This is a genomic window from Asanoa iriomotensis, assembly GCF_016862515.1.
Taxonomy (GTDB): domain Bacteria; phylum Actinomycetota; class Actinomycetes; order Mycobacteriales; family Micromonosporaceae; genus Asanoa; species Asanoa iriomotensis.
Map to the genome: position 1 here is coordinate 107,422 of NZ_BONC01000003.1, position 11,394 is coordinate 118,815.

Annotated in this window: 14 protein-coding genes; 10 read left to right on the plus strand and 4 right to left on the minus strand. The window is 70.9% G+C overall.

Annotation, left to right across the window (positions count from 1 at the left end):
• Window positions 1-120 precede the first annotated feature (120 nt).
• Genes Air01nite_RS03670 through Air01nite_RS03700 form a run of 7 tightly spaced genes read left to right on the plus strand, consistent with a single transcriptional unit; the run spans window position 121 to window position 5,883 of the window.
• Entirely contained in the window at window positions 121-1,245 is a 1,125-nt protein-coding gene (locus Air01nite_RS03670) for a Rieske 2Fe-2S domain-containing protein (protein WP_203700340.1), read from the plus strand.
• 38 nt (window positions 1,246-1,283) lie between these two features.
• Complete coding sequence (locus Air01nite_RS03675; protein WP_203700341.1) at window positions 1,284-2,384, plus strand: ABC transporter substrate-binding protein; 1,101 nt, start codon at window positions 1,284-1,286, stop codon at window positions 2,382-2,384.
• Window positions 2,385-2,390: 6 nt separating this feature from the next.
• Window positions 2,391-3,200: an ABC transporter ATP-binding protein gene (locus Air01nite_RS03680; protein WP_203700342.1), complete on the plus strand. Its 810-nt coding sequence runs from the start codon at window positions 2,391-2,393 to the stop codon at window positions 3,198-3,200.
• Window positions 3,197-4,054, plus strand: coding sequence for an ABC transporter permease (locus tag Air01nite_RS03685; protein ID WP_203700343.1), 858 nt, complete (start codon window positions 3,197-3,199; stop codon window positions 4,052-4,054). The genes Air01nite_RS03680 and Air01nite_RS03685 overlap by 4 nt, the downstream gene beginning before the upstream one ends.
• Window positions 4,051-4,845: an alpha/beta hydrolase gene (locus Air01nite_RS03690; RefSeq protein ID WP_203700344.1), complete on the plus strand. Its 795-nt coding sequence runs from the start codon at window positions 4,051-4,053 to the stop codon at window positions 4,843-4,845. The genes Air01nite_RS03685 and Air01nite_RS03690 overlap by 4 nt, the downstream gene beginning before the upstream one ends.
• Window positions 4,846-4,873: 28 nt before the next feature.
• Window positions 4,874-5,596: an alpha/beta hydrolase gene (locus Air01nite_RS03695; protein WP_203700345.1), complete on the plus strand. Its 723-nt coding sequence runs from the start codon at window positions 4,874-4,876 to the stop codon at window positions 5,594-5,596.
• Window positions 5,593-5,883 carry a muconolactone Delta-isomerase family protein gene (locus tag Air01nite_RS03700; protein WP_203700346.1) on the plus strand — a complete coding sequence of 97 codons (291 nt, stop codon included), beginning with the start codon at window positions 5,593-5,595 and terminating at the stop codon, window positions 5,881-5,883. Before Air01nite_RS03695 ends, Air01nite_RS03700 begins: the two co-directional genes overlap by 4 nt.
• Window positions 5,884-5,887: 4 nt before the next feature.
• On the opposite strand, the gene Air01nite_RS03705 is transcribed toward Air01nite_RS03700, so the two are convergent.
• Window positions 5,888-6,568 carry a GntR family transcriptional regulator gene (locus Air01nite_RS03705; RefSeq protein WP_203700347.1) on the minus strand — a complete coding sequence of 227 codons (681 nt, stop codon included), beginning with the start codon at window positions 6,566-6,568 and terminating at the stop codon, window positions 5,888-5,890.
• Window positions 6,569-6,705: 137 nt separating this feature from the next.
• Between Air01nite_RS03705 and Air01nite_RS03710 the strand changes: the two genes are divergently transcribed.
• Genes Air01nite_RS03710 through Air01nite_RS03720 form a run of 3 tightly spaced genes read left to right on the plus strand, consistent with a single transcriptional unit; the run spans window position 6,706 to window position 9,271 of the window.
• Window positions 6,706-7,431, plus strand: a complete 726-nt coding sequence (locus Air01nite_RS03710; protein ID WP_239090465.1) for a PIG-L deacetylase family protein — start codon at window positions 6,706-6,708, stop codon at window positions 7,429-7,431.
• Window positions 7,428-8,117, plus strand: a complete 690-nt coding sequence (locus Air01nite_RS03715; RefSeq protein WP_203700348.1) for a 4-carboxy-4-hydroxy-2-oxoadipate aldolase/oxaloacetate decarboxylase — start codon at window positions 7,428-7,430, stop codon at window positions 8,115-8,117. The genes Air01nite_RS03710 and Air01nite_RS03715 overlap by 4 nt, the downstream gene beginning before the upstream one ends.
• Window positions 8,118-8,134: 17 nt before the next feature.
• Complete coding sequence (locus Air01nite_RS03720; RefSeq protein ID WP_203700349.1) at window positions 8,135-9,271, plus strand: DODA-type extradiol aromatic ring-opening family dioxygenase; 1,137 nt, start codon at window positions 8,135-8,137, stop codon at window positions 9,269-9,271.
• Here the strand turns inward: Air01nite_RS03720 and Air01nite_RS03725 are convergent.
• The 3 genes from Air01nite_RS03725 to Air01nite_RS03735 all read right to left on the minus strand — a co-directional run bounded on the left by Air01nite_RS03725 (window position 9,244) and on the right by Air01nite_RS03735 (window position 11,348).
• Window positions 9,244-10,407 carry an FAD-dependent oxidoreductase gene (locus Air01nite_RS03725; RefSeq protein ID WP_203700350.1) on the minus strand — a complete coding sequence of 388 codons (1,164 nt, stop codon included), beginning with the start codon at window positions 10,405-10,407 and terminating at the stop codon, window positions 9,244-9,246. The genes Air01nite_RS03720 and Air01nite_RS03725 overlap by 28 nt on opposite strands.
• Complete coding sequence (locus Air01nite_RS03730; protein WP_203700351.1) at window positions 10,404-11,021, minus strand: PadR family transcriptional regulator; 618 nt, start codon at window positions 11,019-11,021, stop codon at window positions 10,404-10,406. The genes Air01nite_RS03725 and Air01nite_RS03730 overlap by 4 nt, the downstream gene beginning before the upstream one ends.
• Window positions 11,022-11,159: 138 nt before the next feature.
• Window positions 11,160-11,348 carry a DUF1918 domain-containing protein gene (locus Air01nite_RS03735; RefSeq protein WP_203700352.1) on the minus strand — a complete coding sequence of 63 codons (189 nt, stop codon included), beginning with the start codon at window positions 11,346-11,348 and terminating at the stop codon, window positions 11,160-11,162.
• Between the last annotated feature and the right edge of the window lie 46 nt (window positions 11,349-11,394).

Below are 11,394 nucleotides of genomic sequence, written 5' to 3' on the forward strand. Positions count from 1 at the left end.
AGGCAACCTGAACGTCAACTGGAATGTTGACAATCTCTTGACCGATCGCCGAGTGGCTCCCTAGCGTGAGCAACCAAGCCACAGGTGGAACAGCGGCGACATCGGTCAAGGAGATAAGCGATGGTCTATTCGGTTCCAGTGACGAGCGTGGGTCCCGGCACCCCGGCCGGCCAGGTGCTCCGGCAGTCGTGGCACCCGATCGGCGTGTCCGCGGATCTCGTGCCGGGCAAGGCCCGACCGCTGCGCATCCTGGGTGAGGAGTTCACCCTCTATCGTGGACACAGCGGCAAGCCGTTCATCGTCGGCTCCCGATGCGCCCACCGCTACACCTGGCTGCACACCGGCTGGGTCGAGGAAGACAGCATCCGCTGCTTCTACCACGGCTGGAAGTACGACGGCACGGGCCAGTGCGTCGAGATGCCCGCCGAGACCGAGGCCTTCGCCAAGAAGATCAGGATTCCCCGCTACCGGGCGGTCGACTACGCCGGCCTGATCTTCGGCTACTTCGGCGACGAGGACGTCCCACCGCCGATGTGGAGCTTCCCGCAGTTCGACGACCCCGACAACCACCTGGTCTCCAGCATCCGCCCGCCGGGCGTGTGGCCGATGAACTACTTCCAGGCCCTGGAGAACGGTGTCGACCCGGTGCACACCGCGTTCGTGCACAGCAAGAGCGAGCCGCACTGGAACGGCGTGCCCGAGGTCGACGGCATCGAGACCGACGAGGGCCTCGAGATCACCGCCACCCGGGTGAACCACGACGGGGTCAAGGACGTGCGCGTGACGCACTACTTCTTCCCCAACCTCTCCCGGATCACCATCTACCTGGTCTCCGGTGAGGACCACCAGTTCAACCACTACATCTGGTTCGTGCCGATCGACGACGAGAACACCCTCATGATCAGCAACACGGTGATCCCCAAGCACCTCGTCCCACAGGTGCCGGGCTTCATCAAGGGCGCCGGCCGCGGTTGGTCGGAGAACTCCCACCACGAGCTGATGAACGCGGAACGCGGCCCGGAGAGCGTGACCGAAGAGGACTACACCGCGATGGTCGGGCAGGGCCGCGTGGCCGACCGCACCAACGAGCGGCTGGGCCGGTCCGACCGCGTCGTGATCAAGCTACGCCACATCTGGACCCGCAAGATCGAGTCGCTCGAACCCCGCGGTGCCGGTGTTCCCGACCTCGCCGCCGGCCAGTCCCGCCCGCTGACCGGCCGCAACGAGGTCCCACACAACGACTAGCTCCACCCCCCACCATCCCCCTCACCAAAGGTCGTTCGATGAGAGCGAAGAACGCACTGAAGACATGTGCCGTGGCGGTGGCGACGATCCTGCTCGCGGCCGCGTGCGGCAGTGGAGACGACTCCGGTGGCGGCTCCGCCGACACCGCCGGGCTCGACCTGACCAAACCGCCGACCTCCACCACCACCGTCAAGGTCGGCGTGCTGGGCCTGGTCGCCGATGCGCCCTTCTTCGTCGCCGACACCCTCGGCTACTTCAAGGACCAGGGCATCACCGTCGACTTCCAGACCTTCCAATCCGGCGCCGACATGATTCCGGCCATCGCGAGCGGACAGCTCGACGTCGGCTGGGGCCAGTACACCGCCGGCCTGTTCAACGCCTTCGGCCGCGGCATCGACGTCAAGCTCGTCGCCAGCGCCGGCAGCGTCGACACCAACACCACCAGCGGCCTGTACGTGAGCACCCGCTCCGGCCTCCAGCCCGGTGACGTGGCCGGGTTGGCCGGCAAGAAGCTGGCCGTCAACGGCCAAGGGCTCGGCGCGCAGGCGTACCTGCACATGATGCTCAAGAAGAACGGCGTCGACGACAAGGCCGTCAAGGTCGAGATCCTCTCGCTGCCGAACCAGGTCGCCGCGCTCGCCAGCGGGTCCATCGACGGCGCGTTCCTCGTCGACCCGCTCACCGGCGCGGTCGTCGGGCAGGGCACGGGCAAGAAGTTCGCCACGAACTACGAGATGGCCGGCGGCACCGAGCACCAGATCGCCGGCGTGCTCTACTCGCCGCAGTTCTCGGGCAAGACCGAGACCGCCAGCCGGTTCATGATGGCGTACCTGAAGGCCTCGGACCTGGTCAACAAGGCCTTCGGCGACAAGGACCCGACCGCGCTGCAGGACGTCGCCAAGGGCCTGATGGCGCACGTGCAGACGGTCAAGAGCGCCGACGCGCTCAAGGGCTACTACGTCACCGGCGGCGCCGCCGACGTCGACACCGCCTCGATCCAGATGTTCCTCGACGCCTTCAAGGAGCTGGGCCTCGTCACCGCGCCGAACGTCGACTTCAAGAAGTACATCGACGCCTCGTTCGGCGAGGCGGCCCAGCGGGCGCTCGGCGCGACCGCCGGCTCGGCCAGCGGAGGCTGACGACCTGTGGAACGCACGATGAGCGGGTACGCGATCGAGGGCACGGGACTCGGCAAGTCGTTCGCCGTCGGCCGGCGCGAGGTGAAGGCGTTCGCGGGCATCGACCTGCGGGTCGGGCATGGCGAGTTCCTCGCGATCCTGGGCGCCTCCGGCGGCGGCAAGACGACGCTGCTGCGGGTCCTGGCCCGGCTCGAGGAGCACACCGAGGGCCAGCTCGTCGTGCGGGCCACGAACAGCGGTTCGGGACGGCCGCCGTCCGCGACGGTCTTCCAGGAACCGTCCGCGTTTCCGTGGATGTCCGTGCGCAGGAACATCGCGTACGGCATGTGGGCCGTCGGGGTCAGCCGGGCGGAGCAGCGCCGGGAGGTGGATCGGCTCCTCGAGATGGTGGGACTGACCGCCTTCGCGGACGCGTACCCGCACGAGCTCTCCGGCGGCATGAAACAGCGCGTCGCCGTGGCCCGCGCGCTTGCCGTCGGTTCCGAGATCCTGTTCATGGACGAGCCGTTCGGCCTGCTCGACGAGCAGACCCGGCTCGCCCTCCAGCAGGACCTGATCCGCATCTGGGAGCAGACCCGCAAGACGATCGTGTTCGTCACGCACTCGATCCAGGAGGCGATCGTGCTCGCCGACCGGGTGCTGGTGATGAGCTCGCGACCCGGGCGGATCGTGCTCTCCCGCGAGGTGCCGTTCGGGCGCCCGCGAAACGCCTTCGACCTGGGCCGGGACCCGGCCTTCGCGGAGCTCGCCGCCGACCTGCACGATGCGCTGGTCGGCGGCGGGCATGACAACGCCAAACAGGGGAGCGACGCATGAGCCGGGTGAAGGCACCGGCCCCACCGTTGGGCGCCGAGGCGCGCGAGGTCGCCTACCCGGCCAAGCCGCTGGACCTGCGGGAGGTCGCGCGCCGCTACCGGCGCACGCAGTACGTCAACCTGGCCATGCCGTTCGTGCTCCTCGCCCTCTGGCAGGTGCTCGCGGAGGCCGGCGCGCTCGACCCGCGCTTCTTCTCCGCGCCGACGACGATCGTCCGCACACTGTGGACGATGGCCGGCGACGGCGCGCTGTGGACGGCGATCGGCGCGACCGGGCAGCGGGCGCTGATCGGCTTCGTGATCGGCGCTGTCGCCGGCGCGCTCATCGGCGTCGCGGCGGCCCGGTCGTGGATCGTGCGGGCCGTGGTCAACCCGATCGTCGCGGCCACGTACCCGGTGCCGAAGATCGCCCTGTTGCCCGTGCTCCTGCTCATCTTCGGCACCGGCGACACGAGCATCTACCTCGTGGTCGCCATCTCGGTGTTCTACGTCGTGCTGATGAACACGGTGGCCGGGGTCAGCAACATCCCGGTGATCTTCCAGGACGTGGCGCGGACGCTGGACGTGAAGGGCTACCGCTACCTGCGGACCATCGCGATCCCGGGTGCCCTGCCGGTGATCTTCGCGTCCCTGCGCACCTCGTGGGGCATCGCGCTGGTCATCGACGTCGCCGCCGAGTTCACCAGCTCCGACACCGGCCTCGGCCGGATGATCCTCAACTCCTGGCAGGTCTTCGACATCGACTCGATGTACGCCGGCCTGGTCGTCACCGCTCTGCTCGGCTGGCTGAGCTTCCTCGTCATCGACCTGCTCGAACGGGTGCTGATCCCGTGGCGGCGCGGGGTGGACGGGTGAGCCTCACCTTTCCGGGAGCCGGCGGCCGCGCCGTGCCCGCGGACCTGGTGGTGCCGACCGGTGCCACCGCACCGCCGCTGGTCGTGTTGGTCCACGGTGGAGGGTGGCGGGTAGGGTCGCGCACCGACTACGCCGGCTGGGCCAGCACGCTGGTCGACCACGGCCTCGCCACCCTATCGATCGACTACACCCTCGCGACGCCGGGCGCGCCGTCCTGGCCGGCGGCGCTCGACGACGTGGTCGGTGCGTTCGCGTTCGTCCGCGCCCACGGCCGCGCGCTCGGCGTCGACCGCGACCGGCTCGGCGTGCTGGCGACCTCGGCCGGTGCTCACCTGAGCGCCACGGCCGTGCTCAGCGCCGACACCGGCGTCGCGGCGGCGGTGCTCGTCAACGGCGTCTACGACCTGCGCGCCCAGCACGACGCCTCGGCGGCGCGGGGCGGACCGAACTCCGTCGGCGGCCTGATCGGCGCGTCACCGCAGGAGGCACCGGCGAGCTATGCCGCCGCGTCACCTGTGGCGCTGGCCCCCGCGACCGACCGGGCGGCTGGCGTGGCCTGGACGTTGGTCTACGGCGAGCGGGACCCGGTCGTGCCGCCGACCCAGTCCGAGGCGTTCGCCGGCGTGTTGCGGGGACGCGCCGCCGACGTGCGCACGGTGCCGGTGCCGGAGGAGACCCATCACTGGAACACCACGACGCCGGTCGACGCGGGTGCCAACCTCGTGATCCGCGACCTCGTGCTCGACCGCCTGGGCCGCGCGCTGGGCGGTCACGTCATAGATTTACCGTAACCGATCAGTGAGAGAAAGCGACCTCGCGATGACGACTTACGTGCTGGTGCACGGTGCCTGGCATGGTGCCTGGTGCTGGCGCCCGGTGGCCGACCGGTTGCGGGCCGCCGGCCACGAGGTGGTGACACCGACGCTGACCGGCCTGGCCGAGCGCGCCCACCTCACCGCCGGCGTCGACCTGTCCACGCACGTGCGGGACGTCTCGGCGGCGGTGGAGTTCGACGATCTCCGCGACGTCGTCCTGGTCGGACACAGCTACGCGGGCATGGTGGTCAGCGGTGTCGCCGCCGCGATACCGCAACGGCTGCGCCGCCTCGTCATCGTCGACGGGTTCCTGCCCGACGCGGGCCAGCCCGCGATCGACCTGCTTCCGCCGCATGCCGCCGCGCACTACCGCGAGTCGGCGGCGCCCGACGCCGCCGGCGTGTGGCTGATCCCGCCGCGACCGCTGGCCAACCTGGGTGTCACCGACCCGGCCGCGGTGGCGGCGATCACGCCCAGGCTCACCCCGCATCCACTGCAGACCTACCTCGACGGCTCGCCCGGTGACGCGGCGTCGCTGACCGTGTCCGGCGCCTACGTGCTCTGTGCGGGCTGGAACACGCCGTTCGGCGCCTTCGCCGACAAGGCCGAGCGGCTCGGCTGGCCGGTCGCACGCATCCCGGCGGACCACGAGGTGCCGTTGACCAACCCGGACCTGCTCGCCGCGAGCTTGCTGGCGGCGGCCGATCGCACGGAGGCACCCGCGTGAACGAGTTTCTGGTGCGCCAGTCCAACCGGCTGCCCGCCACGCCCGAGGGCAAGGAACTGCGCCAGCGCCTGCAGCCGCTCGAACGCCAGCGTGCGCAGGAGCTTCGCGACGCGGGCATTCTCGTGCGGCTGTGGCGGGTGCCCGGCACACGCGACTCCATCGGCCTCTACCAGGCGGCCGACGCGACCGCGCTGCACGAGGCGCTCGCGTCGCTGCCGATGTTCCCGTGGATGGAGATCTCGGTGGAGGCCCTCGCCACGCACCCGCAGGAACAACGCCCGGGCTGAGCCGTCAGCCGTGCAGGGCCGGCAGCGACTCGGGCAGCTGGCTGATCGCCTCGACGACGCTCTCCAGGTGCTCACGCATGAGGTGTTCGGCCAGATCGGACTGACCGGCCGCGACAGCCTTGATCACGCCGAGGTGTTCCTTGAGGCCGACGACCGGCCGGCCCGGCAGCAGGGCGACGCTGAACTGGTAGCGGACGCTGCGGAAGCGCAGCCGGTTGAGCAGGTCGGCCGCGGTGTGCTGGCCCGACAGCTCGCGGATGCGCAGGTGCACGTCCTGGCTGACCTGGCTGTAGGTCATGATGTCGCCACGCTTCACCGCGGCCTGCATGGTCGCGCCGAGCTCACGCAGCTCCTTGCGCTCGGCCGCGCTGGCGTTGGCGGCGGCGCGGCGGGCACACAGTCCTTCGAGGACCGCGCGGACCTCGGTGATCTCGATCGCCTCGGCCTTGGAGACCGGGCGCACCCGGGCGCCCCTGTTGGCCTCGCTCACCGCGAGCCCTTCGTTGCCCAGCAACGCGAGCGCCTGCCGCACGGTGCCACGGGAGGCCGAGAACCGTTGCGACAGCTCGCTTTCGATGAGCCGCTGCCCAGGGTTGAACTCGCCGGCGACGATCGCCTCGCGGATCGCGTGCACCACGGAAGCGGTGTCCTGCAGGCGTTCTGTCTGGCGCGGCGTCGTCGTCACGTCGTCGTCCTCCCATTGCGTACAGCGGAATTGCTAACGATTCTATTGTCAATCTTGGGAGCAGTCGATACCTTCAGCGTGAGCGAGTCGTTGCAGGCAACCGCTTCCGGCCCGCTGCACAGGCAAGGAGGGCCATCGTGACCGACCAACCCGCCATGCTCGTCGTCAGTGCGCACGCCGCCGACTTCGTGTGGCGCGCCAGCGGAGCCATCGCGTCCTTCGTCCGCCAGGGCGGGCGTGCGCACGTGGTCTGCCTGACCTACGGCGAGAAGGGCGAGTCGCAGGGGCTGTGGAAGCAGCCCGGCATGACGCTGGAGACCGTGAAAGAACGCCGGCACGAGGAGGCCACGGCCGCGGCCGCCGTTCTCGGCGCCGAGATCGAGTTCCTCGACCTGGGCGACTACCCGATCCGCGCGACCGACGGGCTCTACGACACGCTCGTGGCGACGATGCGCCGGGTGCGGCCCGACGTCATCCTCACCCACCCGGCACACGACCCCTACAACCTCGACCACGCGCTGGTCCACGAGGTGGTGCTGCGCGCCCGGATGATCGCCCAGGCCGCCGGGCACGACCCCGGCACCCGTCCCATCGGCGCGCCCCAGGTGTTCCAGTTCGAGCCGCACCAGCCCGAGCAGTGCGGCTTCAAGCCCGACCTGCTGCTCGACGTGACCGAGGTCTTCCCGCTCAAGCGCAAGGCGATGGAGGCGATGGAGGGAGCGCAGGGACACCTCGTCGCCTACTACGACGCGCTCGGTGAGCGGCGTGGTGTGCAGGCGCGGCGCAACGGTGGCGCGGGCACGATCACCCACGCCGAGGCCTACCAGCGGGTGTTTCCGACCGTCGCGGGGAGCCTGCGGTGAGCGGCGTCGTCGTGCGCTCCACGGCGGCCCCCGACCCGGTCGCCGTCGAGGCGCTCGCCGCCGCCGGCGTCGCGACCGCACACGAGGCGCAGGGCCGCACCGGGCTGCTCGCCCCCTACCTCCGGCCGATCTACCCGGGCCGGCGCATCGCCGGGCGCGCGGTCACCGTGCTGTCCCACCCCGGCGACAACCTGATGATCCATGCGGCGGTCGAGCAGGTCAGGGCGGGCGACATCCTCGTCGTCGCGTTCACCTCCGCCACCGGCGACGGCGCGCTCGGCGAGCTGCTGGCCACGTCGCTGCGCGCCCACGGCGCGCTCGGCGTGGTCATCGACGCGGGCGTCCGTGACGTGGCCGAGCTGACCGAGATGGACTTCCCCGTGTGGTCCCGGGCCGTCTCGGCGCAAGGCACCGTCAAGGCCACCGGTGGTTCGGTCAACGTGCCGGTCGTCGTCGCGGGGGCCCTGGTCAGCCCTGGCGACGTGGTGGTGGCCGACGACGACGGTGTCGTGGTCGTTCCCCGCGCGGCCGCCGCCGAGGTGGCCGCGAAGTCACGGGCCCGGGAGGACAACGAGGCGGTCAAGCGCGCGAAGCTCGCGGCCGGCGAGCTCGGACTCGACCTCTACAACCTGCGTCCGCTGCTCGATTCGCTCGGCGTCGTCTACCGCGACGCGGCCGAGTCCTGACTACAAGGAGCATCCACGTGGCAGAGATCGTCGCCGCAGGCGCCGCCGTACACGCTCCGCAGTTGCTGAGCCGTCCACCGCACGAGGATGCCGCCAAGCTCGACGCGAGCACCGACGGGTTGCGCGCGTTCGGTGAGGTGCTCGGCGAGACCAGGCCCGACGCCATCATCCTGATCGGTCTCGACCACCTGGAGACCTTCTGGCTCGAGGCCGTGCCGGCGTTCACCATCGTGCTGTCGCCGGAGGTCACCGCGCACTACACGACGCGCACCCGGAAGGCCCGGGTGCACACGGAGCTGGCCACGCACCTGCTGCGGGGTGCGATCGCCCGCGACTTCGACCTCACGTACTCGCAGGACGCCCTGCTCGGTCACGCGTTCCTCACGCCACTCGAGTTCGTGGTCGGCGACCGCGACATCCCGATCGTGCCGTTGCTGGTCAACACCTACCTGCCGCCGATTCCCAGCCCGAGACGGGCGTACGCCCTGGGCCAGGCGCTGCGTGCCGCACTGGACGAGCGCGACGAGCGGGTCGCGATCATCGCCAGCGGCGGCATGTCGCACTTCCCGGGCACGGCCCGCTACGAGGCGCCGAACTTCGCGTTCGACGAGTGGGTGATCTCCGAGATCGCGGCCGGGCGGTTCGACGACCTGCTCGCGCTGACGCCGGTCAACCTCGACGAGGTGGGTGAGAGCGAGCTGATGACGTGGTTCGTCATGCTCGGCCTCATCGGCGACGTTCCGGGCCGGCTGCTGACCTATCAGGAGCTGTCGCACCACGGCCACGGCGTCGTCCAGTTCCTGCCGCCGCTGCCGGCCGACCGGGCGGTGCCCGAGATCGCTCGGTTCGGCGGCCACGAGTTCACCCAGACCGACTACAAGTACTACCGCTTCCCCGAGCCGGCCAGCCTCGAGCTCAACCGCCTGCTGCACCGCATCATCGTCGAGGCCGACTACCGCGCCGCGTTCGTCCGCGACCGTGCGGCCGTCGTCGCCGAGGCGCCGCTGCGCCCCGAGGAACGCACGGCGCTGCTCGACAGCGAGAGCTTCGACGCGCTGACCGCGCTCGGTGCCCACCCCCTGCTGGCCCTCTCGGCCCGGCAGGTCACCGCGCTGGAAAAGGACCGTCAGGCAGCCGCCGCCCAGTCGACGTGATAGTCGAAGACCTTGCGTTGGGCGGTCTCGCCGGCGGTCAGCTTGAGCACCGTGGGCAGGATCGCGTCGCGGATCACGCGGCCGACCGGGCCCGCGGCCTTGCTGCTGTTGTTGCGGGCTGCGGCCTTGATGATGGCGTCGACCCTCGGCCGCCGGCTCGCCTCGAAGCGGGCGAACGCGTCCGCCGGCTCCGCCTGGTCGCGCAGGCACTTGGCCAGCACCAACGCGTCCTCGATGGACAGTGAGGCGCCCTGGCCGGACGTGGGTGTCGGCGCGTGCGCGGCGTCGCCGACCAGGACCACCCGGCGGGAGTGCCAGGAGCGCAGGCCGCGCACGGACTGCATCGGGTCCATCGGCACGAGTTCGGTGGTCGCGTCGAGCACCGGGATCGCCGGACCGGCGTCGCCGGCGAACAGGTCGCGCAGCCGCGGCAACCAGTCGATGGCGGCCAGCTCGCCGCGGGCCGGCTCGGAGCGCCACGGCACGTTGGCGAACCACCAGACCTCGTCGCCGGGCGCCACCAGGTAGCCGAAGAACGCGCGCCGGCCGAAGATCATCTCGTAGTGGCCGGGCGCGGCGTCGATCCCGGCGACCGCCGGTGCGAAGCCGCCGTTGCCCACGAGCCCGGCGTAGGCCGGTGGCGGGGCGGCCGGGTCCATGGCGCGGCGGACGGCCGAGTAGATGCCGTCGGCGCCGACCAGCACGTCGGCCTCGGCGGTGCTGCCGTCGGCGAACTTCGCGCGCACGCTCGCCGGGCCCTCGGTCAGCCCGACCAGCCGCTTGCCGGTCAGCACCGGGATGCCGCGGCCCACCGCCTCGTCGTGCAGGGCCTGGTAGAGCGCCTCCCGCCGCAGCGTGAAACTGCGCTTGCCGCCCGTGCTGCTGACGCCGAGCACCTTGCCGGTCGTGCTGCGCAGCGTGATGCCCGGCGTCGGGAACGCCGCCGCCAGCGCGGCCTCGTCGGCGTCGAGCACCCGCAGCGCGTCGACGCCGTTGGGCGCCAGGGTGAGGAACGCGCCGGAGCGCGGCGAGGTGGACGCCTCGTAGATCGTGGCGTCGATGCCGGCCTTCCGCAGGGCCATGGCGGTCGCCGGCCCGGCGATGCCGCCGCCGACGACCAGTGCGGTGCGGATCATGACTCGTCCCCCTTGTCCAGTGAGCCGGCGTGGAAGGCGGCCCACTGTGGACCCCATCCCGTCTCCGGATCCGTGATCTGACCGATGAACCGTGCGACGAAGGCGATCTCGGCGTCGAGCAGCGCGATCCGGTATTCCTCCTCGACGAGGAACAGCGGGTGCACACCGGCGGCGCCGTCGACGAGCGCACTGATCTCGGCTCGCTGCTCGCCGAGGCGCAGCGACCGCTGCCGGAGCAGCGCGACCGCCTCGTCGGGCGGCAGCGCCGCGATCAGCGACAGTGCCGCGACGAAGTGCGGGTATTCGTGGTCTGGCGACCCGACCAGCTCGCGCAGCCAGTCGCGCAGCTCGGCCCGGCCCGCGTCGGTGATCGCGTACACGGTGCGCTCGGGCCGTTGCCCTTCCCGCATGGTCGCCTGCTCGGCCACGAAGCCGGCCTTGGCGAGCTGCTGGATCACCATGTAGAGCGAGCCGTGGTTGAACCGGAAGCTGCGGTCGTCCTGGTGCTCGCGCAGCAGCCGGGACAGCTCGTAGGGGTGCTTCGGCCCCACCGTCAGGTAGGAGAGCACCGCCAGGGCCAGCAGATTGCCGACCTTCCGCTTCGCCGCCGCCATCGTTTCGCCTCCGTTAGTCATCCCCAACTATCCACGACTGAATAGTCAGAGTCAACTAATCTGAGGCCCGTGCGATGTCAGCACGGCCGGGGCGCGCCGGCCCCCGACGCGCCCCGGCCGGCAGTCATCGACCGATCTTTACCTTTGGGACTGTTCGATGTGTGCCTCGGTGCCCGGGAACACCAGTCCTTCCGTGCCGTCCGGCCAGCGGACCAGGTACGGCGGGCTCCCGTCGGCGTGGCGCACCTCGACGATCTCGCCCGTCCGCCGCGGGTCGCCCACATGGACGCCCTCGACGACGAGCCGGTCACCAACTGCGGCTTGCATGGCGTCCTCCCATCCCGCGCGGACCCTTCCCTACTTCCCCGACATT

Coding starts and splice junctions, on each gene's coding strand:
- Air01nite_RS03670 (WP_203700340.1), top strand. CDS start 121: ATGGTCTATTCGGTTCCAGTGACGAGCGTGGGTCCCGGCACCCCGGCC.
- Air01nite_RS03675 (WP_203700341.1), top strand. CDS start 1,284: ATGAGAGCGAAGAACGCACTGAAGACATGTGCCGTGGCGGTGGCGACG.
- Air01nite_RS03685 (WP_203700343.1), top strand. CDS start 3,197: ATGAGCCGGGTGAAGGCACCGGCCCCACCGTTGGGCGCCGAGGCGCGC.
- Air01nite_RS03695 (WP_203700345.1), top strand. CDS start 4,874: ATGACGACTTACGTGCTGGTGCACGGTGCCTGGCATGGTGCCTGGTGC.
- Air01nite_RS03725 (WP_203700350.1), bottom strand. CDS start 10,407: ATGATCCGCACCGCACTGGTCGTCGGCGGCGGCATCGCCGGGCCGGCG.
- Air01nite_RS03730 (WP_203700351.1), bottom strand. CDS start 11,021: ATGGCGGCGGCGAAGCGGAAGGTCGGCAATCTGCTGGCCCTGGCGGTG.
- Air01nite_RS03735 (WP_203700352.1), bottom strand. CDS start 11,348: ATGCAAGCCGCAGTTGGTGACCGGCTCGTCGTCGAGGGCGTCCATGTG.